Source organism: Bradyrhizobium sp. Crot121, assembly GCF_059512385.1.
The window spans coordinates 1-24,576 of sequence record NZ_JCAMOR010000006.1 but is presented as its reverse complement, the minus strand read 5'-3'; the positions used below and the strand labels follow the sequence as shown (position 1 = coordinate 24,576).

The 24,576-nt window shown below is 64.8% G+C and carries 22 protein-coding genes; 12 read left to right on the top strand and 10 right to left on the bottom strand.

The genetic code is table 11. The features are described from left to right. Positions 1–63: 63 nt before the first annotated feature. The gene (locus AC5ZGW_RS08395) at positions 64–414 is read right to left on the bottom strand and encodes a RidA family protein (protein ID WP_130227546.1); all 351 of its coding nucleotides are present in this window, start codon (positions 412–414) and stop codon (positions 64–66) included. A 65-nt stretch (positions 415–479) separates the two neighbouring features. Then, entirely contained in the window at positions 480–2,138 is a 1,659-nt protein-coding gene (locus AC5ZGW_RS08390) for an FAD-binding dehydrogenase (RefSeq protein WP_130227545.1), read from the bottom strand. Positions 2,139–2,408: 270 nt separating this feature from the next. On the opposite strand from AC5ZGW_RS08390, the gene AC5ZGW_RS08385 reads away from it, so the two are divergent. From AC5ZGW_RS08385 to AC5ZGW_RS08365, 5 genes are all read left to right on the top strand, one after another. Continuing rightward, positions 2,409–2,873: a hypothetical protein gene (locus AC5ZGW_RS08385; RefSeq protein WP_028163486.1), complete on the top strand. Its 465-nt coding sequence runs from the start codon at positions 2,409–2,411 to the stop codon at positions 2,871–2,873. A 103-nt stretch (positions 2,874–2,976) separates the two neighbouring features. Further along, entirely contained in the window at positions 2,977–3,264 is a 288-nt protein-coding gene (locus AC5ZGW_RS08380; protein ID WP_130227544.1) for a hypothetical protein, read from the top strand. Positions 3,265–3,285: 21 nt separating this feature from the next. Next, a complete protein-coding gene (locus tag AC5ZGW_RS08375) occupies positions 3,286–3,876 on the top strand; it encodes an SCO family protein (RefSeq protein WP_028167642.1) in 591 nt (196 codons plus the stop codon). A 68-nt stretch (positions 3,877–3,944) separates the two neighbouring features. Then, a complete protein-coding gene (locus AC5ZGW_RS08370) occupies positions 3,945–4,850 on the top strand; it encodes an ABC transporter substrate-binding protein (protein ID WP_130227543.1) in 906 nt (301 codons plus the stop codon). Positions 4,851–5,021: 171 nt separating this feature from the next. Then, positions 5,022–6,662 carry a lysine--tRNA ligase gene (locus AC5ZGW_RS08365; RefSeq protein WP_130227542.1) on the top strand — a complete coding sequence of 547 codons (1,641 nt, stop codon included), beginning with the start codon at positions 5,022–5,024 and terminating at the stop codon, positions 6,660–6,662. A 181-nt stretch (positions 6,663–6,843) separates the two neighbouring features. Here the strand turns inward: AC5ZGW_RS08365 and AC5ZGW_RS08360 are convergent, their stop codons facing one another. Further along, positions 6,844–7,776, bottom strand: coding sequence for a 2-dehydropantoate 2-reductase (locus AC5ZGW_RS08360; protein WP_130227541.1), 933 nt, complete (start codon positions 7,774–7,776; stop codon positions 6,844–6,846). Between the two features lie 238 nt (positions 7,777–8,014). Between AC5ZGW_RS08360 and AC5ZGW_RS08355 the strand changes: the two genes are divergently transcribed. Beyond that, positions 8,015–8,797: a class II aldolase/adducin family protein gene (locus AC5ZGW_RS08355; RefSeq protein ID WP_245474846.1), complete on the top strand. Its 783-nt coding sequence runs from the start codon at positions 8,015–8,017 to the stop codon at positions 8,795–8,797. Positions 8,798–9,098: 301 nt separating this feature from the next. Here the strand turns inward: AC5ZGW_RS08355 and AC5ZGW_RS08350 are convergent, their stop codons facing one another. Then, complete coding sequence (locus tag AC5ZGW_RS08350; RefSeq protein WP_130227539.1) at positions 9,099–10,310, bottom strand: NAD(P)/FAD-dependent oxidoreductase; 1,212 nt, start codon at positions 10,308–10,310, stop codon at positions 9,099–9,101. Positions 10,311–10,363: 53 nt separating this feature from the next. After that, entirely contained in the window at positions 10,364–11,020 is a 657-nt protein-coding gene (locus AC5ZGW_RS08345) for a S24 family peptidase (protein ID WP_207231067.1), read from the bottom strand. Positions 11,021–11,203: 183 nt separating this feature from the next. On the opposite strand from AC5ZGW_RS08345, the gene AC5ZGW_RS08340 reads away from it, so the two are divergent. Next, positions 11,204–11,548, top strand: coding sequence for a DUF952 domain-containing protein (locus tag AC5ZGW_RS08340; RefSeq protein ID WP_130227538.1), 345 nt, complete (start codon positions 11,204–11,206; stop codon positions 11,546–11,548). Beyond that, positions 11,545–12,642 (top strand): quinone-dependent dihydroorotate dehydrogenase, encoded by a 1,098-nt coding sequence (locus AC5ZGW_RS08335; protein WP_130227537.1) that lies wholly within the window; start codon positions 11,545–11,547, stop codon positions 12,640–12,642. The genes AC5ZGW_RS08340 and AC5ZGW_RS08335 overlap by 4 nt, the downstream gene beginning before the upstream one ends. Positions 12,643–12,760: 118 nt before the next feature. Here the strand turns inward: AC5ZGW_RS08335 and AC5ZGW_RS08330 are convergent, their stop codons facing one another. The 5 genes from AC5ZGW_RS08330 to AC5ZGW_RS08310 all read right to left on the bottom strand — a co-directional run bounded on the left by AC5ZGW_RS08330 (position 12,761) and on the right by AC5ZGW_RS08310 (position 17,939). Beyond that, positions 12,761–14,089 (bottom strand): MATE family efflux transporter, encoded by a 1,329-nt coding sequence (locus tag AC5ZGW_RS08330; protein WP_130227536.1) that lies wholly within the window; start codon positions 14,087–14,089, stop codon positions 12,761–12,763. A 3-nt stretch (positions 14,090–14,092) separates the two neighbouring features. Continuing rightward, positions 14,093–14,827, bottom strand: a complete 735-nt coding sequence (locus tag AC5ZGW_RS08325; protein ID WP_130227535.1) for an MBL fold metallo-hydrolase — start codon at positions 14,825–14,827, stop codon at positions 14,093–14,095. Between the two features lie 17 nt (positions 14,828–14,844). Further along, positions 14,845–15,150: a DUF6460 domain-containing protein gene (locus AC5ZGW_RS08320; protein ID WP_028167653.1), complete on the bottom strand. Its 306-nt coding sequence runs from the start codon at positions 15,148–15,150 to the stop codon at positions 14,845–14,847. A 99-nt stretch (positions 15,151–15,249) separates the two neighbouring features. Beyond that, positions 15,250–16,902, bottom strand: a complete 1,653-nt coding sequence (locus AC5ZGW_RS08315) for an ATP-dependent DNA ligase (RefSeq protein WP_130227533.1) — start codon at positions 16,900–16,902, stop codon at positions 15,250–15,252. Then, the gene (locus AC5ZGW_RS08310; protein ID WP_130227532.1) at positions 16,899–17,939 is read right to left on the bottom strand and encodes a ligase-associated DNA damage response exonuclease; all 1,041 of its coding nucleotides are present in this window, start codon (positions 17,937–17,939) and stop codon (positions 16,899–16,901) included. The genes AC5ZGW_RS08315 and AC5ZGW_RS08310 overlap by 4 nt, the downstream gene beginning before the upstream one ends. Before the next feature lie 144 nt (positions 17,940–18,083). Here AC5ZGW_RS08310 and AC5ZGW_RS08305 point away from each other — a divergent pair, with 144 nt between their 5' ends. The 4 genes from AC5ZGW_RS08305 (at position 18,084) to pdeM (ending at position 24,197) form a co-directional block, all read left to right on the top strand. Then, positions 18,084–19,010 carry a class I SAM-dependent DNA methyltransferase gene (locus tag AC5ZGW_RS08305; RefSeq protein WP_130227531.1) on the top strand — a complete coding sequence of 309 codons (927 nt, stop codon included), beginning with the start codon at positions 18,084–18,086 and terminating at the stop codon, positions 19,008–19,010. Positions 19,011–19,371: 361 nt separating this feature from the next. Continuing rightward, a complete protein-coding gene (locus tag AC5ZGW_RS08300) occupies positions 19,372–20,598 on the top strand; it encodes an ABC transporter substrate-binding protein (protein WP_130227530.1) in 1,227 nt (408 codons plus the stop codon). 99 nt (positions 20,599–20,697) lie between these two features. Then, a complete protein-coding gene (locus AC5ZGW_RS08295) occupies positions 20,698–23,337 on the top strand; it encodes a ligase-associated DNA damage response DEXH box helicase (RefSeq protein ID WP_463326991.1) in 2,640 nt (879 codons plus the stop codon). Positions 23,338–23,498: 161 nt separating this feature from the next. Next, positions 23,499–24,197: a ligase-associated DNA damage response endonuclease PdeM gene (gene pdeM / locus AC5ZGW_RS08290; RefSeq protein WP_245475221.1), complete on the top strand. Its 699-nt coding sequence runs from the start codon at positions 23,499–23,501 to the stop codon at positions 24,195–24,197. Positions 24,198–24,576: the final 379 nt, after the last annotated feature.

The following is a 24,576-nucleotide window of genomic DNA, read 5'->3' as shown; positions in this document are numbered from 1 at the left end:
GACGAAATGCACGATGCCGGCCGCGCGTCACGGCCGGCATCGCCATTCTCGAGTAAGGCGCGCTTACTTCGCCGCGGTCACCATGATCTCGACAGTGTATTGCGGCGCCGCCAGCTTGGCCTCGACGGTGGCGCGCGCCGGCGTGTTGCCCGGCGACACCCAGCGGTCCCACGCGGCGTTCATCTCGGGAAACGTCTTCATGTCGGTGATGTAGATCGTCGTCGTCAGCAATTTCGATTTGTCGGTGCCGGCCTTTGCCAGATGGCCGTCGATGATCGAGAGGATCTCCTCGGTCTGTTTCGTCACGCTTTCACCGGCCGTCTTGTTGGCGACGATGCCGGCCAGATACACCGTGTCGCCATGCACGACGACCTGGCTCATCCGCGGCCCGGTTTCAAAACGCTGAATGGTCATATTGTTCTCCCGTTGATTGGCGGGTGACTACCTAGCGCAGTCGCTTAACACTGGCGAGTCGCGATTTATCCCACCGCCTTCGCCGCGGCGCGTCCCGCGTTTCGTCCGGAGAACAGGCAGCCGCCGAGGAAAGTCCCCTCCAGCGAGCGATAGCCGTGCATGCCGCCGCCGCCGAATCCTGCGGCTTCGCCGACGGCGTAGAGTCCCCGGATGATCTCGCCGTCGTGGCCGAACACACGTGAATCGAGATCGGTCTCGAATCCGCCGAGTGTCTTGCGGGTGAGGATGTTGAGCTTCACCGCGATCAGCGGTCCATGCGCGGGATCGAGGATGCGATGCGGCGCGGCGGTGCGGATCAGGCGGTCGCCGATATATTTGCGCGCATTGTGCAGGTTCATCACCTGCGCGTCCTTCACGTAAGGATTCGTGATCTCGCGGTCACGCGCCTCGATCTGCGTCCGGATGTGATCGAGCTTCAACAGGTTGTCGCCGGAAAGCTGGTTCATCGCAGCGATGAGATCCTCGAGCCTGTCGCGCACGATGAAGTCGACGCCGTGTTTTTTGAACGCTTCCACCGGCGCCGGCGCGCCTTTGTTGGTCGCGCGCTTGATCGTCATGCGCCAGCTCTTGCCGGTGAGATCGGGGTTCTGCTCGGAGCCCGAGAGCGCGAACTCCTTCTTGATGATGCTCTGGGTCAGGATGAACCAGGAATAATCATAGCCGGTGCCCATGATGTATTGCAGTTGCCCGAGCGTGTCGGAGCCCGGAAACAGCGGCGCCGGCAATCGCCGTCCGGTCGCATCGAACCACATCGATGACGGCCCGGGCAGGATGCGGATGCCGTGCTTCGGCCAGATTGGATTCCAGTTCTGGATGCCCTCGACGTAGTGCCACATCCGGTCGCGGTTGATCGACCGCGCGCCGCTCGCCTCGGTGATGCCGATCATGCGGCCGTCGACATGTGCGGGCACGCCGGAGATCATGTGCTGCGGCGGTTCGCCCAATCGCTTCGGCCAGTTCTGCCGCACCAGGTCATGATTGCCGCCGATGCCGCCGGACGCCACGATCACGGCTGGCGCGCGCAGCGAGAATTCGCCGACCACATTGCGCGAGGTGCTCTTGCCGCGCTCCACATTGGTCGGCTCGAGGATCGCGCCGGTGACGCCGTCGATCGCGCCGTTCGTCACCGACAGCGCATCGACGCGATGGCGGAACTTGAAGATCAGCCTGCCGCTCTTTTCGGCCTCGCGTGCGCGGCGCGCGAACGGCTCGACGATGCCGGGCCCGGTGCCCCAGGTGACGTGGAAACGCGGCACCGAATTGCCGTGGCCCATCGCGTCATAGCCGCCGCGCTCGGCCCAGCCGACGATCGGAAACAGGCGATGGCCCATCGCGCGCAGCCAGTCGCGCTTTTCACCCGCGGCGAAAGCGACGTAGGCTTCCGCCCAACGCCGCGGCCAATGGTCTTCGTCGCGATCGAAGCCCGCGGTTCCCATCCAGTCCTGCAGCGCGAGCGCGTGAGAGTCCTTGATGCCGAGCCGGCGCTGCTCCGGCGAATCGACCAAGAACAATCCGCCGAACGACCAGAACGCCTGGCCCCCGAGCGATTGTTCGCCTTCCTGCTCGACCACGATGACGCGTTTTCCGGCATCTGTAATCTCTGTGGCGGCAACAAGGCCTGCCAGACCCGCGCCCACCACAATGACGTCTACATCCTCAGCCATGTCTTTCTTCCCCGAGTTCCCTTTGAATGAGACCTGCACGTTCGCGCGCGGTCAACGGCAAAGGGAGCTTGGCGGCCGTTCCGCGAGGACACGGTAAGGTTGTTTCAGTTTGGGACCTCTCATCCGCAAACTGCAGCGTGTGCGCAACACTCGATTTGAATTTGTTTTGATCGAGCTGTGACGGCTGGACAAAAATCCAGACCCGCAACACGCTGGCCAAAGTCTTGCATCACTAAGATCAACGGATTCGATATTCGACTGGGGCAGGCCATGAAGTTGATGACGGGGTTGCTCGCGGCGGTTCTCCTGCTGGCGGGTATGGGGGCTTCGCATGCGGTGGTGCGGATCGCCGACGATCGTGGCGGCAGGATCGGCACTTACGTCGACAGATATCAAGGCCTTCGCAGTTCCGGCGAAACCGTCATCATCGACGGCCTCTGCGCATCGGCCTGCACCATCGTGCTGGGTGCGGTTCCGCATAATCGGATCTGCGTCACCTCGCATGCCAATCTCGGTTTCCACGCTGCATGGGATTTCGGCGCCAACGGCCGCGCCATCACCAATCCCGAAGCGACCCAGATGCTGTACTCGATGTACCCGACCTCGATCCGCCGCTGGATCGCCTCGCGCGGCGGCCTCACCCCGAGGATGATCTTCCTGCGCGGCAAGGCCCTGCAGGCCATGTTCCGGCCCTGCTACCTCGACGCCCAGGCCTCCGCCAACCGGGCGCGCTAGAGGCGCGGTCGCCCTCTGCCGTCATGGGCGGGCTTGACCCGGCCATCCACGTTCTTGACGTCAAGGAAGACGTGGATGCCCGGGTCGAGCCCGGGCATGACGAGTGGCGACAGTTCGGTATTTCCCTCCACATGATGTGACGGCGCGCCGCAGCATTGCGCTTGCCGGGCGGCGGAACCGGGCTTATTTCAAGCACATGGTTCAGCCGGTTTCCGCCTCGCATGGAATGACCGCGCCGGCCTCGGCACAGGGCAAGGCGGCGTCCGCCATCGCCTGGGGTGCCGCGGGGCTGGGCGCGCTCGTCGTGCTGGGCGCGGGCGCGCTCTGGTTCCATTACGGCACGGCGGTGTTCTTTGAGACCATCGCGGCCGGCGTCTCGGCCTGTTTCTGATCCAATAAGAGGAATTTTTTCATGGATCGGACCACCCGCCCGCTCGTGATCGTGGCTGCCTTCGCCGGCAGCCTGGCGATCGGACTATTGCTGTTGTTCTGGACGATGGGCGGCCTGCGCAGCATGACCACCCCGTCGGCGATCGGCGGCCCGTTCCAGCTCACCGACCAAGCCGGCCAGACCATCACCGACAAGAGCCTGAAGGGCAAGCCGACGCTGATCTTCTTCGGCTTCACCCATTGCCCCGACGTCTGCCCGACCTCGCTGTTCGAGATTTCCGAAGTGCTGCGGGCGATGGGCACGGACGCCGACAAGGTGAACGCCTATTTCGTCTCGGTCGATCCGGAGCGCGACACCGCGGCGGCGATGAAGGACTATCTCTCCAGCTTCGACCCGCATCTGAAGGGCCTCACCGGCAACCCCGATGCCATCGCCAAGGTGCTGTCGGCCTATCGCGTCTACGCCAAGAAGGTCCCGCTCAAGGACGGCGACTACACAATGGACCACACCGCGCTGATCTATCTGATGGACCGCGACGGCAAGTTCGTCTCCCCGTTCAACCTCAAACGCAGCCCGGAAGAAGCTGCGGCCGACCTCAAGCGCTATCTCTGAGCTAAAGCCTCGCATCGTGCCCCGGATGGTCTATAAGGCCGTCCAATTCCGCAACATTGCCCGGCCAAATGTCAGATCAGACCGCCCCGCTCGACATTTCCCGTCCTGTCCGCGCCACGGCCGGATGGCTGGTTGTAGCGGCGTTGGCTGTCTGTAGCGGGTCCGCGCTGGCACAAACCCCGCCGCCGAAGCCGCCCGTCGAGGCGGCGCCGCAGGCGGTGCCCGGTTTCTGGGATCCGCGGCGGCGGCCTGAACGGCCGGATCTGTCGCGCATCACCGTCATCCGGTTCCTGACCGAAACCGATTATCCGCCGTTCAACTTCACCGGTCCTGACGGCAATCCGGCCGGTTTCAATGTCGACCTGGCGCGCGCGATCTGCGAGGAGATCAAGGTCACCTGCACCATCCAGATGCGCCGCTTCGAGACGCTCGTGGATGCGCTCGCCACCAACAGGGGCGATGCCATCATCGCCTCGATGGCGGTGACGCCGCAATTGCGCACAAGGGTTGATTTCTCCGATCCTTATTACCGCGCGCCGGCCCGCTTCGTGTCCCAGCGCAACGCCGTGCTGCCGGAGGTGCGGCCGGAATATCTCGAAGGCAAGAAGGTCGGCGTCATCGGCGGCACCGCGCACGAAGCCTATCTGAAGGCGATGTTCACCGACGCCGAGCTCCACACTTATCCAAATGACGACGCGCTCCGGCAGGCGCTTCGCCGCGGCGAGGTCGATTTCATCTTCGGCGACGCGATCGCGCTCGCGTTCTGGATCAACGGCACCGATTCGGCCGAATGCTGCGCCTTCTCCGGCGGCCCCTTCGTCGAGAGCCGCTTCTTCGGCGAGGGCATCGGCATTGCGGTGCGCAAGGGCAACGACCTGCTCCGGCAGGCGTTGAACTGGGCGCTGTTCCGGCTCTGGGAAAAAGGCCGCTACACCGATCTGTGGCTGCGCTATTTTTCCGTCAGCCCGTTTTAGCGCTGTCATTCCGGGGCGATGCGCGAGCATCGAACTACGATGTGCTATTGCACATCGGAGAATCCCGAGATTCCGGGTCTGGTGCTGACGCACCATCCCGGAATGACAGCTTCGCCGCTATTTTGCATTTTGCCGCGGAGGCCGTTAGTTTCCGCGGCCTTGGAGACCCCGATGTCCGTGACTGACCTTGCCGCAAGCCCGAGCGACCTGCGTGCGCTCGCCGAACAATCCAACGCCTGGCCGTTCGAGCAGGCGAAAGCGATTGTCGCGCGGCTGAAAAAAAATCCGAAGGATGAGGTGCTGTTCGAGACCGGCTATGGCCCGTCCGGCCTGCCCCATATCGGCACCTTCGGCGAGGTCGCGCGCACCACCATGGTGCGCCACGCCTTCCGCGTGCTCACGGAGGACAAGATCAAGACGCGCCTGCTCGCCTTCTCCGACGACATGGATGGCCTGCGCAAGGTGCCGGACAATGTCCCGAACAAGGAGCTGCTGGAGCAGCACCTCGGCATGCCGCTGACGAAGGTGCCTGATCCCTTCGGCACGCATCCGAGCTTCGGCGAGCACAACAATGCGCGGCTGCGCGCCTTCCTCGATCAGTTCGGCTTCGACTACGAATTCGCCAGCTCGACCGACTACTACACCTCGGGCCGCTTCGACGCCGCGCTGCTGCGGATGCTGGAGCGGATCGAGAAGGTGATGGCGATCATGCTGCCCTCGCTCCGCGAGGAGCGCGCCGCGAGCTATTCGCCGTTCCTCCCGATCTGCCCGCGCACCGGGCTCGTGCTTTACGTGCCGGTCACCGCACATGACGCCAAGGCCGGCACCATCTCTTATGAAGACCCCGAGACGAAGGAGAGCGTCACGGTGCCCGTCACCGGCGGCCGCTGCAAATTGCAGTGGAAGCCGGACTGGGCGATGCGCTGGTATGCGCTCGGCGTCGACTATGAGATGGCCGGCAAGGACCTGATCGATTCGGTGAAGCTGTCGGGCAAGATCTGCGCGGCGCTCGGCGGCACGCCGCCGGAAGGCTTCAACTACGAGCTCTTCCTCGACGACAAAGGCCAGAAGATCTCGAAGTCGAAGGGCAACGGGCTCACAATCGACGAATGGCTGCGCTATGCCTCGCCGGAATCGCTGTCGCTGTTCATGTATCGCGAGCCGAAGGCGGCCAAGCGGCTCTATTTCGACGTGATCCCGCGCAATGTCGACGAATACCAGCAGTTCGTTGACGCCTTCCCGCGTCAGGAAGGGCGCCAGCAATTGCAGAATCCGGTCTGGCACATCCACTCCGGCCATCCGCCGAAGGTGGACATGCCCGTCACCTTCCAGCTTCTGCTGACGCTGGTGTCGTCGTCGAATGCGGAGAATGCCGAGACCTTGTGGGGCTTCATCGGCCGCTATCGCCCGGGCGTGACGCCGCAGACGCATCCGAAGCTGGATGCGATGGTCGGCTATGCCATCAACTACTACCGCGACTTCGTCGCGCCCTCGAAGCAGTTCCGCGAGCCGACCGAGAGCGAGCGGGCGGCGCTGCAGGATTTGCGTGATGCGCTCTCCAACATGCCGCCGGACTCGACCGCGGAGGACATCCAGAACGTGGTCTACGAGATCGGCCGCCGCGAGCCGTTCCTCGATCCCGTGAAGAAGGGCAAGGACGGCCGCCCCGGCGTCTCGCTCGACTGGTTCAACATGCTCTACCAGGTCCTGCTCGGCCAGGAGAAAGGCCCGCGCTTCGGCTCCTTCGTCGCGGTCTACGGCCTCCAGAACGCCGTCAACATGATCGACGGCGCACTGGCAAGGTCGTCGTAGCTTTCTCAATCCGTCATGCGCGGGCTTGACCCGCGCATCCATCCAGCTTCGCAAGACTCTTTCGGTCGATGGATTGCCGGGTCAGGCCCGGCAATGATCGTCCCGTAGGGTGGGCAAAGCGAAGCGTGCCCACCATCAAGCGCGGCGCAAGGAATGGTGGGCACGCTTCGCTTTGCCCACCCTACCGCTTCGCATCCCGCAACCCATCACTCGTCGCACGCAATAGCGTCAGCAGGAGGCCGTTGAGCGGCGTCGCCACGCCATGTCGTTTGCCGGCCGCGACGATCGCGCCGGTGAGCGCGTCGGCTTCGAACGGTCGGCCGGCGAGGCGATCGAAATACATCGAGGTGCCGGCGTCGGGCGGATAGGTGAGCAGCGTCGCCAGCATTCGCTGGGCCTCATCTGCCTCGAGGCGAGCGCCATCGGCGCGCCCGACGGCAACAGCCTCTTCGAGGATGGCAAGACACAGCGCTTTGACGTCATCGCGCCGGAACACCGCCTGCCGCAGCAGGGTCAGCGCGGTGATCGGATTGGCGACCGCGTTGATCAGGAGCTTTCGCCAGGCGAGCGTGGCGAAGTCGTCACTGCGCAGCACTCGCAGGCCGGTTTCTTCGAGCAGGGCTTCGAACGCCCGTCCATCGGCATCGTCCGCGACCGTGAACTCATAGTCGCCGGCACGTCGGAAGCGAACGCGGTCCGGCGCCAATCGCTCGCCATTGTAATAGACGAGCGTAGGAATAATGGTTGCGTGTCCGGCCAATGGTGCCAGCCGCTCCTTGTGCCCGATGCCGTTCTGCAGGACCGCGATCCGGGTGTCGGCGCCGCAGAGTCTTGCAAGCCACGGCGCGCTTGACGGCGTGTCCTGCGCCTTGGTGCAGAACAGCACCCAGTCCACCGGCGTCGCCTGCTCCGGATCGGTCAGTGCGCGAAGCGGAACATCGATTGCGCCTTCCGCACGCTCGACCACGAGACGATCGAGCGGCCGCCTGACACAGGCGACCACATCGTGCCGGTCCGCCGCGCGCAACAGGCCGGCGATGATACCGCCGATGCTTCCGAGGCCGACGACGGCAATGGTTTTGCGATCCGGGTTTCCTTCAGTGCCAGCAGTCATCCGAAATAGGTCTCCTCATCCTTAACTGTAGGGCGAACATTGCCGGCTTTGCCAACGCAAACTGCGTCTTGCCGCGTTGTTCTATCGAAAACATGCTGCCAACTGCCGCCAATGCGCCGCGCCCGCCTCGCGAAATTGGGATGGTTGGTGCACGGTAATTGCAATCGGGGCGGCGGCAATTTGAGCTAGACTGCGCCAATAACAAGCCGCCAGCACAGGCGCGCAAGGGAGGATCAACATGCAGTTCAGGGTTTCGCCGGACACGCTTACCGATCAAGGCGCCGCAGAGTGGCAGGCGCGCGTCGATCTCGCCGCCGCGCACCGGCTCGCCTTCATCCAGGGTTTCAGTGAGGGCATCTTCAACCATCTGACCTTCGTGGTGCCCGGCCGCAGCGACCGCTACTATCAGATTCCGTTCGGCATGCATTGGTCGGAGGTGACCGCTTCCTCTTTCATGGAAGTCGGCATCGACGATGCCGAGGTCAAGCGCGGCGAGGGCGAGGTCGAGCGCTCCTGCTATTGCATCCACGCCCCGATCCACAAGGCGCTGCCGCAGGCCAAAGCGGTGTTTCACACCCACATGCCGTTTGCCAGCGCGCTGACCCGGCTCGAGGATCCCCGCATCAAGGAGATCGGCCAGACCGAAGTCGGCATGGCCGGCAAGATCGCCTATGACGACGAATATACCGGCCCGGCGCTCGATCCGGCCGAAGGCGCGCGGCTCGCCAGGGTGATCGGCGACAAGACCATTCTATTCATGGCCAACCACGGCATCTCGACCGTCGGCGAGACCGTCGCGGCGGCCTATGACCGGCTCTACTACATCGAGCGCGCCGCGCAGGTGCAGATCTATGCGATGTGGACCGGACAGCCGCTGAAGAAGCTGCCTGCTCCCGTGGTCGAAAAGACCATGCGCGATATCGGCGGCACCAGCCTCTACAGGAGCCCAAGCCCGGCGCAGCGGCACTTCGATGCGCTCAAGCGCATGCTGGACCGCAAGGAGCCGGACTACGCGACGTAAGGTGAGGTTTGCGCGACTGCATCCAAGCCGTCATTGCGAGCGAAGCGAAGCAATCCATCTCACCGCTTGTGGAGATGGGGATTGCTTCGTCGCTTCGCTCCTCGCAATGACGGCGTCGTCCGGGGCTTGCGCGCCGCGGCGAAGCCGCTTGGTGTAGCCGGGACCCGGGACCCAACCACAGTAATGTGCTCCGCTGTAACCGCTTGTTCGCGTCACAACAGCTCCCTGTGGTTATGGGTCCCCGCCTTCGCGGGAACGACGAGAATGCCGAGTCTACGCGCGATGCTTCTGCAGCCGACGTTTACGATCGCACGGCCGGCGGCGCCTGCAGCGTCGGCGCCGCAGCCGCGAGGATCTCCGCACGATCACCTGTCCGCGGCGGATAGATCCGCACGTGATTGATCGTCTGCTTGGTCACTTTCGCGGCAGCCCCACTGGTACGCACCTGGCGATCCCACCCTTCCGTGTACAAAGCTCCCCACGCGCCGAGATCGAGCACGGTGACATACCAATCAATATGAAGCGGTAGCATCGGCTGCCCGAACAGGTCGGCCACGACGTTATGGCCTGCGAAGCGGCCCATCGGCCGGGCGAACTGGCAGGACATCACGGAGGCGTGGACGCCGTCCACGAAACTGCAGGCCACATCGCCGGCGGCAAAGACATTTGTTGCACCGGTCACGCGCATGAATTGATCGACGATGACGCGACCATACCGGTCGCGTTCAACATCCAGCGCCTCAGCCAGCGGACTTGCGCGCATGCCCGCGCACCACACGACTGTCCGTGTGGGAATGATCTCCCCCGAACTGAGCGCGATCGCGTTCGGCTCGATAGCGGTAACCCTCACGCTCAGTCGCGTTTCAACGCCGAGCGCCAAGAGCGCCTCATTGATGACAGGGCGGGCATTATCCCCGATCGTGACGCCAACCGCGGGATTGGGGTCTATGAGAACGATGCGTTGCCCGTCGGTGACGCCGGCTCGATCGAGCTTGCCCGGCATCTCGGTTGCGACCTCAATTCCGGTGAAACCGGCGCCGACCACGACCACCGTGGAGCGCGCTTCCGATGGCGCCTCGGCGCCGAGCGCTGCGAGATGTGCGTCGAGCCGGACGGCAGCCGCATAGGCGTCCACGTCGAAGCCGTTGGCCGCGAGGCCGGCAATCGCCGGGCGCGCCAGTTCGCTGCCAAGCGCCAGCACCAGCCGATCGTAAGTCAAAACCTCCGGGCCGTCGCTCGCTGCGACGGTCACCTGCTGTTTGACCGCATCGATCGCTTGCACCTCGGCAAGTCTGTGAGCGACGCCGATAGGGTCCAGCACCTCGCCAAGCGGGATCGCCGCCTCGCTCAGGTCGACTTCGTAATTGCGGACTCGAATGTTGTGATAGGGATTGCGATCGATGACGAGAATCTCGACCTCGGCCGCGCGGCCGATCTCATCGCGCTTGCGCGCAGCCCCGATGGCAGCCCAGAGGCCGGCGAATCCCGCACCAAGGACAAGAATGCGCGCCACAACAACCTCCTGTGGTTATGGGTCCCTGCTTTCGCAGGGATGACACCAGAGAGTTACTGCCTCACCCACACGATCCGCGCGATCCAGGCGACGTCCTCGGCCGCGAGCGTGCGATCTGCTTCCGCCGGATTGAGCGACTGCAATTCGAGCGTCTTCGCCGTGCGGCGTTTGCACTCCTTCACCAGTATCTCGCCGTCCTTGGTTCGCACCACCACGCGATCGCCGCGGCGGATCGGAGTTGACGGCGACACCATAATGATATCGCCCTCGCGGAAAACCGGCCGCAGCGTGTCGCCGAAGATTTCGAGCGCGAAGGCGTGCTCGTCGGGGACGGTCGGCAGCGCCACTTCGTCCCAGCCTTTGCCGGTCGGAAAGCCGTTGTCGTCGAAAGCATCGCTTGCCGACGCTTCGGCAAGGCCGATCAGCGGCACTGACGGGCCGCCGCGGCCGCCGCCGTCGCCGATCAACTGCACGAAGGTGTCGATGGACACGTTGGTCGCGGCGAGCGCCTTCGCGACCGATTCGGTCGAGGGCCAACGCTCGCGGCCGTCGGTGGTGATGCGCTTGGACTTGTTGAAGGTGGTCGGGTCCAGCCCGGCGCGCCGGGCAAGCCCGGACGGCGACAATCCGGCGCGCTCCGCCAGCCGGTCCAGTGCGGCCCAGACCTGGCCGTGGGTCAGCAGGCGCGATTGCTTGGGCGGTCTGACCATCGGAATTCCGCCGTTCTGATTTAGGAATTATTGCCGGAACCTGCGGCTTTCCGCAAATGTCCCCAATCGGCCCTGCTGTGGCGCTTGAGTTGCGCCACGGGCGTCGATACGGTCCATCGCTGGCCCGGCCAGCTTCGGGAAAACCCCAACAGACTCAAGCGTGAAGCATGGGACACCGGATAGGTGCGCACGATCTATAAAATCAGCCCTGCCTCAGCTTGGCGCGAGGCCGAGCGGGCCGGAGTGTATCGGGGTAGTGCCGACGATCTGCGCGACGGTTTCATCCACTTCTCCACCGCATCCCAGGTCGCCGGGACCGCGCGAAAGCATTTTTCCGGCCAAACCGGCCTGTTTCTGATCGCGGTCGACGCGGATGCGCTGGGTGATGCCTTGCGCTGGGAGCCTTCCCGTCACGATGAATTGTTTCCGCATCTCTATGGCGAGCTCGATCTCGGCGCGGTCACCGCGGTCTACGACCTGCCGGCGCGCGCCGACGGCACCCATGCGATCCCGGAGACGTTGCCGTGATCCGCGCCTTCGATGCCGTCTCGCTGCCGCTGCTGCGCTGGCTCGATCCGGAGGACGCCCACCGGCTGGCGATCCAGGGGCTGCGCTTCCTGCCGCCGATCCGCCAGCGGCCGGATGATCCGAAGCTCGCGGTGCGCGCGTTCGGACTGAATTTTCCCAATCCGGTCGGCATGGCCGCGGGCTTCGACAAGAACGCGGAGGCGCCCGATGCGCTGCTCAAGCTCGGCTTCGGCTTTGTCGAGATCGGCTCGGTGACGCCGCTGCCGCAGTCCGGCAATGCCAGGCCGAGGCTGTTTCGGCTTGAGCGGGATGAAGCCGTCATCAACCGCATGGGCTTCAACAACGACGGCGCGGCGGCGGTGCTGCGGCGGCTCGCCGGCCGCGCCCATCTTTCCGGCATCGTCGGCGTCAATGTCGGCGCCAACAAGGATTCGCCGGATCGTACCGCCGACTATGTGAAGCTGATCGAGACTTTTGCGCCGGTCGCGAGCTACTTCACCATCAACGTGTCCTCGCCGAATACGCCGGGCCTGCGCAATCTGCAGCAATCGGCCGCGCTCGATGACCTCCTGGCACGGGTCATCGAGACCCGGGAGCGGGTGCGGAAAAATGCCGGCGACTCGCCGGTGCTCTTGAAGATCGCGCCGGACTTAAGCCTCGCCGAGCTCGACGACGTCGTTCACATCGCACGCTCGCGCCGCGTCGACGGCATGATCGTCGCCAACACGACGCTGGCGCGGCCGTCCACGTTACGTGAGCAGGCCCGCATCAAGGAGCAGGGCGGTCTCTCGGGCCGGCCGCTGTTCCGCCTGTCGACGCGGATGGTGGCGGAGACCTATGTGCGCGCTGAGGGTGCGTTTCCCCTGATCGGCGTCGGCGGCATCGATTCCGGCGGCGCCGCGCTCACAAAAATCCGCGCCGGCGCCAGCCTGATCCAGCTTTATTCCTCGCTGGTCTACAAGGGCCTCGGCCTCGTCGACGACATCAAGCGCGATCTCTCCTCGACGCTCCTGCGCACCGGCCGCGACTCGCTGTCCGAAATCGTCGGCGCCGATGCCGCCACCATCACGGCCGAGGACTGGCCGGTACGGTGAGCCATGTCCGGCCTGCACCGTCATTGCGAGGAGCGATAGCGACGAAGCAATCCATGCCGCCGCGCGGGAGAGATGGATTGCTTCGCTTCGCTCGCAATGACGGCGTAGTCGGTTCGTACTATGGCGTCGCGAACGATGCCCTGAACAGCGCCGGATAGCGCAGCGCCTCCAATCCGCCGCGCGCGGCATAGTGCACCAGCAGTGCGGTCCACAGCCCGGCATTGCCGAAGGGGCGCAAGAGAAACCAGGCGGCGAGGAAGATCACGAGCGACAGCACCATCAGATTGCGCATGTCGCGCGCCCAGGTCGCGCCGATATAGACGCCGTCATAGGCGAAGGCGAACACCGCCAGCAGCGGCGACAGGATCACGAACAGCAGGAACGCGCGCGCGGCCTGCCGCACCTCCGTGTTCGCGGTCATGATATCGATCAGAACAGGCCCGAACAGCGCGAATGCCGCCATCACTGCGAGCGCAAACGCAAAGCCCCAGACGATGACCAGCCGCACTGCGCCGGCAAATGCATAGCGGTCGCGCGCGCCATAGGCGCGGCCGCAGAGCTGCTCGGCGGCATTGGCGAGGCCGTCGAGGAAGAAGGCGCTGACTAAAAGGAAATTGTTGAGCACCGCATTCGCCGCCAGCGTGACGTCGCCGGCGCGGGCGCCTTGCGCGGTGAAAAACAGGAACGCCGTGATCAGTGCTGCGGTGCGGATCATGATGTCGCGGTTGACGGCGAGCATCCGCATTAGTTTTTCGCGCGCAAACAGCGTGCCCGGCAGGATGTCGAGCTTTCCTCCCGTCAGATGCCGCGCAATGAGGATGCCGAGCAACAGCCCGGCCGTTTCCGCGATCACAGCGGCGATCGCCGCGCCGGCAATGCCGAGAGTGAACACCAGCACCAGCAGTATGGTCGCCGCCATGTTGACGACGTTGATCGCGATCTGCGTCGACAGCGCCAATGTCGCCCGCGCCTGGCCGATCAGCCAGCCGAGCACGACGTAGTTGGCGAGCGCGAGCGGCGCCGACCAGATGCGGATCAGGAAATAGGTCTTCGCCGCCGCCGTCACGCCTTCGCTGCCGCCCATCGCGCTGAGCAGGATCGCGGCCAGCGGCCCCTGCAGCACGATCAGCGCGGCGCCGATCACCGCCGCGACGATGAAGCCGCGCACCAGGATCGCACGCAATTCCTGCGTCTCGCCGGCGCCGAGCGACTGCGCGGTGAAGGCAACCGTGCTCATGCGCAGGAACGCGAACAGCCAGAACATGCAGTCGAACAGCACGGAGGCCATCGCGACCCCGCCGAGCAGCGCCGCATCGTCCAGCCGTCCGATCGCCGTGGTGGAGACGATCCCGATCAACGGCGTCGTCAGGTTCGCGATCATCGCGGGACCTGCGATGGCGAATACCTGCCGGCTCGTGACCTCCGCGGATGGGTTTGGTGCGTGCATCTTCTAGAACACCACCACCATGCCGTCGCTGGCGGCGGTGTAGGGCAGCTCGTCCACGCGGCCGAGCATGTCGTCGCTCATGTGGGTCAGCACCAGCCGCTTGGCGCCGATCTCGGGCAGATGCGCTTCCAGCGTCGCCAGGCTGAGATGGTTCTTGACGATCTTGTCGTAGGTATTAGCTTCCGCGATGAACAGGTCGGCGTTGCGCGCCGCCGGGATCAGCGTCTCCGTCCATTCGGTGTCGGCGCTGTAGGCAATGACGCGGCCTTCGGTCTCGATCCGGTAGGCCAGGAACGGTCCGCCGGATTCGCCATGCACGACCGGATAGGGCGTCACCGTCACCGCGCCGAAGCTGCGGCTTTGCTCGGGCACCAGCGGCACGACGGAGAGCTCGAAACGCTGCTTGGTCTTGGACGAATGCTCGAACAGCGCTTCCATCACCTGTGGCAGCCGCGTCTCGATGCCCTCAGGCCCCGCGATCACGAGCGGCCGGCTGCGCCGTGAGAACTGTGCATCGAGCAGGAAGAACGGCAGGCCGGCGAAATGGTCGCCGTGGAAATGCGTGATCAGGATCAGATCGATCTCATCGCGCACGATGTCGAGGCGCTTCATGGCCGGTAGCGAGGATGCGCCGCAATCGATCAGGAAATTGACGCTGTTGCCGGTGACGTGGAAGCAGGTGTTGTACCTGCCGCCGGAGCCGAAGGCGTCGCCGCAGCCGACAAATCGCAGTTGCATCGCCCGGCCCGCGCCAGCTAGCGGCCGCGCGGCGTGCCGAACAGCCGCGACAACAGCCAGACCGGGATCACGATCACGGCGCCAAGCAGGAAGTAGCGCCACAGCCAGTTGATGGTGTCGAAGCCGAGGTCCCACAGCCGCTGGAACAGCAATTGGATGCTGTGGATGATATTCCAGGGATCGAATCCGACCGCGGCGAGCACGACGCCGACCAGGATCGACAAGAGGATCAGCCGGAAGGCGACCGACAGCGGCGAGCCGCCGAGAAAGCGGTACAAACCGTCATTCTGGCTGGCCGGCAAGTCACGGACGTCGTCAGGCATTGCTGTCTCCTCGCGGGTGTGCATCCGCATTATAGGCAAGGCGATGCACATGGGGAACCCGCGCCGCGCCGTCAATGCTTATCATCCACGGGCGGAACCTTAATTTGCCGTCACACTCTTCAGCATCCGCTCCAGCGTCTCCAGCCGGTCGGCCTCGCGCGGCGGCTTGTCCCAGCGCAATCGGTTGATGCGCGGAAACCGCATCGCAACGCCCGACTTGTGCCGCGGCGAGCGCTGCAGACCCTCAAAGGCCACTTCGAGCACCAGGCCCTGGTCCGGCTCGTGCACGACATGGCGGACGGGGCCGAATTTCTCGGTGGTGTTGCGGCGAACGAAGCGGTCGATCTGCAAGAGTTCCTCATCGGTGAAGCCGAAATAGGCCTTGCCGACCGGCACCAATTCGTCGCCAGCACCGCCATTGGTCCAGACACCGAACGTATAGTCGGAATAATAGGACGAGCGCTTGCCGTGGCCGCGCTGCGCATACATCAGTACCGCGTCGATGATGTGCGGATCGCGCTTCCACTTCCACCATTGCCCCTTCGGACGGCCCGGCAGATAGGGCGCATCGCGGCGCTTGAGCATCACGCCCTCGACCGCTTCCGCATCCAGTCCCGCGCCGGCGCCGGCCGGATCGGCACGCGCCGCGGTCAGCGCGGGCCAATCGGTGAAGGGGACGGTCGGCGACAGGTCGATGCGCGGATCGGCGAGCTTCCTGATGAAGGCTTCCAGATGCGTGCGGCGCTCCTCGAACGGCAGTTCGCGCAAATCGTTCTCGTCGTCGCCGAGCAGGTCATAGGCACGCAGATGGATCGGATAATCCTTCATCAGTTTCGGCGAGACGACCTTTCGGTTCAGCCGCTGCTGCAGCACGTTGAAGGTCTGCACCCGCCCGTCGCGCAGCACCAATAGCTCGCCGTCGATCGCGCCGGGCAGATGCAGCGACGGCAGCAAATCCGGAAAGCTCTTGGTGATGTCCTCGCCGCTGCGCGAATAGAGCCGAACCTGCAAATGCCCGCGCTCGTCGCGGCCTGAGACGGCCTGCACGCGGATGCCGTCCCATTTCCATTCGGCGATGAAATCCGCCGGATCGAGACTGGCGAAATCCGCATCCTCGATCGCATGCGCCAGCATCACCGGGCGGAATGGCGCCGGGTCGCGGTTGACAGGCTTTTCGGCCCGGCCCTCCAGCCAGGCGAACAGATCGAGATAGGGCGGCGCCAGCCCCGGCCACATCAATTCGATCTCATGCGGATCTTTCTCGCCGAGCGCCGCGGCCGCGGTTTTCGCGAGCCGCGCCGAAATCCCGATCCGCATCGCGCCGGTGACGAGCTTTAGCAGCGCCCAGCGCCCGGTCTCGTCGAGCTCGTCCAGCCAGCGCGCGAGCTGCGCCGGCAACTCGGTCTTGCCAAGCGTGCGCAGCCGCGTGACGACCTCCGTCAGCGTCGGCGGCGGCGGATTGTTGTGGCCGACGAGCGCCACCTTCGGCCACATCAGCGCAACGGTTTCGGAGAGATCGCCGACATAATCATACGAATATCCGAACAGCACCGGATCGGTGCGCTCCATGATCAGGTCGCGGATCAGGCCCGGCTTGGCGTGCTTGAACGACAGCGCGCCGGTGAGCGCCGCCAGCGCATAGCCGCGGTCGGGGTCCTCGGTGTCGCGCAAATAGGCCGTGAGCAGCTTCAGCTTGTTGTTGCGGCCGGGCTCATAGGCGAGGCGGTCCAATAGTTCGGCGAAACGGTTCATGCCCCGCCTTCCTCGCCGTCGAGCACGACTTCGGTCTCCTCTTCATCGCCATAGCCGACGAGATCGAGCGGCCGCGCGGCAAGCCCCTTGCTCTTGCACCAATGCACCAGCGCGTCTTCCTGACCGTGCGTCACCCACACCTCGCCGGCGCCGGTCGCGCCGATCGTCGCGGTCAGCCCGTCCCAGTCGGCATGGTCAGAGATCACCAATGGCAGCTCGACGCCGCGCTGGCGCGCGCGGGCGCGCACCCGCATCCAGCCCGAGGCAAACGCGGTGACCGGGTCGGGAAAGCGCCGTGTCCAGATGTCGGAGGTCGCCGTCGGCGGCGCCAGCGTGATGGTGCCGGCCAGCTCGGCCTTCTTCATGCCGCGCACCGGGCGCAGCTCGCCGAGCGCAATCCCGCGGCTCTCGTAGTAGCGCGTGATCTTCTCCATCGCGCCATGCAAATAGATCGGCGCGTCATAGCCGGCCTCGCGCAATAGCGCGATCACGCGCTGCGCCTTGCCGAGCGAATAGGCGCCGACCAGATGCGCCCGCTCCGGAAACAGCGCCACCGATGCCAAGAGCTTCTTCACCTCATCGGCCGCATCGCCATGCCGGAACACCGGCAGGCCGAAGGTCGCCTCCGTGATGAAGACGTCGCAGGGCACGAGCTCGAACGGCGCGCAGGTCGGGTCCCGCGCATCCTTGTAGTCGCCGGAGGCGACGATGCAGAGATCCTTGCAGGAGACCGCGATCTGCGCGGAGCCCAGCACGTGCCCTGCGGGATGGAATTTCACCTTGATGTCGCCGAGCCTGACCTCCTCGCCATAACGAATCGCCTGCGTGGAGCCGGCGAAATTGTCGCCATAGCGCAGCCGCATCATGTCGAGGGTCTCTTGCGTCGCCAGCACCGCGCCATGGCCGGCTCGCGCATGGTCGGAATGGCCATGGGTGATGACCGCGCGCTCCACAGGGCGGACCGGATCGATATGAAAGCCACCCGGTTTGCAGCAGAGACCGGCAGCAACTGGCAGCAGGATGTCTTGCGGACGCATGCCGCAGTATATAAGCCGGCTTAACCCGATTTTTAGCCGTCATGCGCGGGCTTGACCCGCGCATCCATCTCTCTAAAGATTCCATCTTTCTATTGATGGATTGCCGGGTCGAGCCCGGCAATGACGGAACTGGTTCCCCAAGCGATGTCCGGACGTCTCTTCCTGTCCTCCGGCGATCTCGTTGCCGACCGCCGCTATGAATTCGCGCGCGATTTGCAGTTGCGGGGTGATCTCGCCGCCGCCGCCGACCTGCTCGAGCAGGCGATCGAGCTCGCACCGCGCTTCGTCTCCGCCTGGTTCGTGCTCGGCGAGATCCGCCAGGAGCTCGGCGAACGCGAGGCGGCGATCACAGCCTTCCGTCGCGCCCGCGACGCCGACCCACAGGATCATCACGGCGCCAGTCTGCATTTGATGCAGCTCGGCGCGGAGGGATTGTCCGACATGCCGAAGGCCTATGTGCAGGCGCTGTTCGATCAATACGCGCCGCGCTTCGACGAGGCTTTGAAGCGCGATCTCGGCTATCGCGGCCCCTCGCTGTTGTTCAAGGCGGTGCTCTCGGCGCGCGCCGCCGCGAACAAGCCGGCCTTTTTCAAGCGCGGCATCGATCTCGGCTGCGGCACCGGGCTCGGTGCTGCCGCCTTTGCCAAGAACGTCGATCGCTTCATCGGCATCGACCTCTCGCGGGGCATGATCGAGCAGGCGCGCGCCACCGGCCTCTATGCCGAGCTCGAGGTCCAGGACATGCTGAACGGGCTGCGCGCCAGGGATGACGCCAGCGCCGATTTCATCCTCGCGGCCGACGCCATGGTCTATGTCTGCGACCTCGCGCCTGTTCTGGCGGAGGCTGGACGCGTGCTCGCACCCGGTGGCGCCGTCGCCTTCACCGTCGAGACGCATGATGGCGACAGCATCGTGATCGGCGACGGGCTGCGTTATGCGCACGGCGCGCCCTACATCGGCGCCGTGATCGAGGCCGCAGGCCTGAACTTATCGGCGCTGCAGCCCGCCTCCACGCGCAACGAAGGCAAGGTGCCCGTCCCCGGCCTGGTCGTGATTGCCACGAAGACGTAACGGCCGTAGCCCGGGGAGCGCTCTTGACCGCAGCAATAACCGGCCGTCATTCCGGGGCGCGCACAGCGCGAGCCCGGAATCCATCACGCACCGGGTGACGGCGGACAAATGGATTCCGGGCTCGATGCTGCGCATCGCCCCGGAATGACGGCAGTGAGCGTGGCGAAGCCGGAGTGAATTAACTCCGGTCGCCAATCGAAACCTTCACCGGCTGCGGCATCAGCAAAACTTGAGTCTAGACGCTACCCTTTCCGTCGCGCGGAACTGTTCGAGCGTCATTGCGTCGCAAAGGCAAAAGTTCGGTATTGCCGAGCCAAGCGGAATGTTGATCATTGTTGTCGTCTAGGGAGAGACAACAACAATGAAGAAGCAAACCAGGCGCGAATTCTGCGCCACCGCCATCAGTGCGTTCGCCGCATCAAGCCTGTCCGCGCCCTATCTCTGGGCCGCCGAGAAGAAATATGATCCGGGCGCCAGCGACACCGAGATCAAGCTCGGCCAGACCGTGCCGCATTCCGGCCCCGGCTCGCTGTATGGCGTGCTCGGTCGCGTCGGCGAGGCCTATTTCCAGATGCTGAACGAGAAGGGCGGCATCAATGGACGCAAGGTCAAGTTCCTCACCATGGACGATGCCTACAGCGCGCCGAAATGCGTCGAGGCAACGCGGCGCCTGGTGGAGCAGGAGGAAGTGCTGGCGCTGTACGGCTCGCTCGGTACCGCGCCGCAGACCGCCGTGCACAAATATCTCAATTCCAAAGGCGTGCCGCAGTTGCTGCTCAACACCGGCGCGTCGAAATGGAATGATCCGAAGAATTTCAAATGGACCATGGCCGGCCTGCCGCTCTACCCGACCGAGGCCCGCATTCTGGCCAAACACGTCGTCAGCGTGAAGCCGGACGCGAAAGTCGGCATTCTCTACCAGAACGACGATTTCGGTCGCGACTTCTTAGGTCCGTTCAAGAAGGTGCTGGGGGATGCCGACGGCAAGGCGCAGGTCATCATGGAGCAGACCTACGATCTCACCGATCCGACCGTCGATTCCCAGCTCATCAATCTCTCGAAATCCGGCGCCGATGTCTTCTACAACATCACGACAGGCAAGGCGACGTCGCAGTCGATCCGCAAGGTCGCCGAGCTCGGCTGGAAGCCGCTGCATCTGCTCTCGGCGGGCTCGACTGGCCGCTCGATCCTGAACGCCGCGGGGCTTGAGAACGCAACCGGCATCGTCGCGATCCGCTACGCCAAGGAAGTCGGCGTGCCCCGCTTCGAGAAGGATCCGGACGTGCTCGCCTTCGAGGAGCTGCGGAAGAAATATCTGCCCAATGTCGATCCCGACAACACGATCGCCTTCGCCGGCTACGGCCAGGTCGCGACCATGGCCGAAATCCTGCGCCGCTGCGGCGACGACCTTACCCGCGCCAATGTGCTGAAGCACGCGACCACGCTCGCCGGCTTCCACTCGCCCTATTTCCTCGACGGTATCAATTACAGCTACACGCCCGAAGACTACACGCCGATGAAGACGCTCTACATCTCGATCTTCAACGGCAAGGATTGGGACATCTCCGACAAGCCCGTGACGGAGTAGGCGGGGAACTGCTTCATCTCCCTCTCCCCGCTCTTCGCGGGGAGAGGGTTGGGGAGAGCACCCCTCGACGAAGTGCCCCCGAAGGCATAGCTCTACCCGGTGCCCGTCCTGACCCAGCCCGCGGCCCCGACCGAGGCCGAATCCCTCCTGCCTCTCCGCTTCCAGAAATGGTTCGCGGCCCGCGGCTGGTCGCCGCGCGCGCATCAGCTCGCGCTGTTGGCGAAGGCGCGCGAGAACCGCTCGGCATTGCTGATCGCGCCCACCGGCGCCGGCAAGACGCTGGCGGGATTCTTGCCGACTCTCGTGGAGCTTAGCGGCGGGCTGCACCGCCCCAGCCCTCCCCCTTTCAGGCGGAGGGAGAATGACCTGCTCGCCAGCGGAGAGGGAGCGACCTCAAGTGCGCCGCGCTCCAACCTCATCTCCACCGGCCGCAGCGTGAAGCGCGCCGGCGGCCTTCACACCCTTTACATCTCCCCGCTGAAAGCGCTCGCCGTCGACATCGCGCGCAACCTTGAGGCGCCGGTCGCTGAGATGGGGCTGCCGATCAAGATCGAGACCCGCACCGGCGATACGCCGGTATCGCGACGCCAGCGGCAGCGGCGCTATCCGCCGGACATCCTGCTCACCACGCCCGAGCAGCTCGCGCTCCTGCTCTCATCCGATGACGCGCCGTTCCTGTTCTCCTCGCTGAGGCGCATCGTGCTCGACGAGCTGCACGCGCTGGTGACCTCCAAGCGCGGCGACCTGTTGTCGCTTGGTCTCGCGCGGCTGTGGCGGCTCGCACCGGAGATGCGCGCGATCGGCCTGTCGGCGACGGTCGCCGAGCCGGAGCAGCTCGCGCGCTTCCTGGTGCCGCAGCAACCGGCCGCGCAGATCGCCGCCGATGTCGTCACCGCCGGCGGCGCGGCGCCGCCGATCGTCGAGATGCTGGATACGCGCGAACGTCTGCCGTGGGCCGGCCACACCGCGCGCCATGCGCTCGGCGAGATCTATGAATTGATCAAGCAGAACAAGACCACGCTGGTGTTCGTCAACACGCGCAGCCAGGCCGAGATGCTGTTCCAGGATCTCTGGCGCATGAACGACGATGGGCTTGCGATCGCGCTGCATCACGGCTCGCTCGATGTCGCGCAGCGCCGCAAGGTCGAGGATGCGATGGCGGCCGGCCGGCTGCGCGGCGTGGTCTGCACCTCCTCGCTCGATCTCGGTGTCGACTGGGGCGATGTCGACCTCGTCATCAATATCGGTGCGCCCAAGGGCTCGTCGCGATTGATGCAGCGCATCGGCCGCGCCAATCACCGTTTCGACGAAGCCTCGCGTGCCGTGCTGGTGCCGGCCAACCGTTTCGAGGTGCTGGAATGCCGCGTCGCGATCGACGCGATTGCCGAGAATGCGCAGGACACGCCGCCGCTGCGATCAGGCGCACTCGACGTCCTGGCGCAGCATGTGCTCGGCTGCGCCTGTGGCGAGCCGTTCTTTTCCGATGAGCTGTATGACGAAGTGCGGACAGCGGCGCCCTATGCCGCGCTGACGCGAGCCGATTTCGACGACATCGTCGATTTCGTCGCCACCGGCGGCTATGCGCTGAAGACCTATGAGCGCTTCGCCCGCATCAAGCAGGACAAGCAGGGCCGCTGGCGCGTCGCCAATCCCCGCGTGCGGCAGAGCTACCGTCTCAACGTCGGCACCATCGTCGAGGACACCATGCTGAAGGTGCGGCTGGTGCGCTCACGCGCCGGCGGCTCCGGCTCGACCGGCGCAATCGCGCGCGGCGGCAAGATGCTAGGCGAGATCGAGGAAGTCTTCATCGAGGGCCTCGTGCCCGGCGACACCTTCGTGTTCGGCGGCGAGGTGGTGCGCTACGAGGCACTGGTCGAGGACCAGGTCTATGTCTCCCGCGCCAACGACAAGGATGCAAAAGTGCCGTCCTATATGGGCGGCAAATTCCCGCTCTCCACCTACCTCGCCGAGCGCGTCCGCAAACTGCTCGACGATCGCCGGGCGTGGAATGCGCTGCCGGACCAGGTCCATGAATGGCTGTCGCTGCAGAAGGATTTCTCCCGCGTGCCCGCGGTCCGCGAGCTCCTGGTCGAAACCTTTCCACGCGGCAACAAGCATTATTTGGTCTGCTATCCCTTCGAGGGCCGGCTCGCGCACCAGACGCTCGGCATGCTCCTGACGCGACGGATGGAGCGCGCCCGCACCCGGCCGCTCGGCTTCATCGCCAATGAATATGCGCTGGCGATCTGGGGGCTCGGCGACCTCTCTTTTATGATCCGGCACGGCCAGCTCGATCTCAACGCGCTGTTCAATCCCGACATGCTCGGCGACGATCTCGAAGCATGGCTCGCCGAATCGGCGTTGATGAAGCGCACCTTCCGCAATTGCGCCATCATCTCAGGGCTAATCCCGCGTCGCCATACTGGTGAGGAGAAATCGCGACGTCAGGTGCTGTTCTCGACCGACCTTGTCTATGATGTGCTGCGCAAGCATCAGGGCGATCATGTCCTGTTGCGCGCGGCCCGTGCCGATGCCGCAACCGGTCTGCTCGATCTGCGCCGGCTCGGCGATATGCTCGCGCGGATCCAGGGGCGAATCACGCACCGGGAACTGGAGCACGTCTCACCGCTCGCGGTTCCAGTGATGCTGGAAATCGGCCGCGAGTCAGTTTATGGCGAAGCATCCGACGAGCTCTTGGCGGAAGCCGCCGACGAACTCGTGAAAGAGGCGATGTCATGAGACATCGTAGCAAAGTAGATGAATTTTTGGAGCACATCTCTCTCCACACCGTCATGCCCGGGCAAAAGCGCGAAGCGCGTCTTCGCGCAGATGTCCCGGGCATCCACGTCTTTCGCTTCGGCGCGTGCGGAAGAACGTGGATGGCCGGGACGAGCCCGGCCATGACGGAGCAAGTGGCTCTCACCGTCGATACGACCGCCGCCGTCGATATCGCCGGCGTGTCATTCGCCGCCGATCTCTCCGGCGCTTTGTTCTGGGAAGAGCAGCGCCTGCTCGTCGTCTCCGACCTGCACCTGGAAAAAGGTTCGAGCTTCGCCACGCGCGGCGTGCTGCTGCCGCCTTACGACACCGCGGCGACCCTCGGCCGTTTGGCCGCCGTGATCGCCCGTCATGACCCGCGCATGGTGATCGCGCTCGGCGACAGCTTTCATGATCGGCGTGCGCACGAGCGGATGAGCGCGCAGGATCGCGACGCCATCACCGCGCTGCAGGCACGGCGCGACTGGATCTGGGTTTCGGGTAATCACGATCCGGCCCTGCCGTCCGATCTCGGCGGCATGGTTGCCACTGAAGTCGCGATCGGCCGCATCAGATTCCGCCATGAGCCGACCGGCGCCATCGGCGAGATCGCCGGCCATCTGCATCCCAAGGCCCGCGTCTCGACCCGCGGCCGCGCGGTCGAACGCCGCTGCTTCGCCAGCGATGGCGAGCGCGCCGTGATGCCAGCCTTCGGCGCCTACGCCGGCGGCCTCAGCATCCGCGACGCCGCCTTCGCAAAACTCTTCGGCACACCGGCCTTCACCGCCCACCTCCTCGGCGACACCAAGCTCCACACCATCGCCGCCTCCCGCTGTTATTGATTGGCGCCACAAGCGCCCCCCTCATCCCGAGAAGCCGCGCAAGCGGCGTCCCGAGGGATGGGCCACGAACTCCTCACTCTCCGTCATTCCGGGGCGCGACGAAGTCGCGAGCCCGGAATCCATTCGTCCACTTGCGCTGGCGGAGAAATGGATTCCGGGCTCACGCTACGCGTGCCCCGGAATGACGGCGGAGAAAAATTCACCAGCGATTCCAAGTTGATTTGCGCCGTCCAGCCCTCGCGCGAAAAACATTCCGCTTCCGCCGTCGGGCAAATCAGTGATTTAACTCCGCGCGTCTCACGCGAATGAGGGGCGGCTCGCGATCGTCACGAACGTTGCGGTGAGATGCGGTGGACGCGATGCGTGCGACTGACGAGCG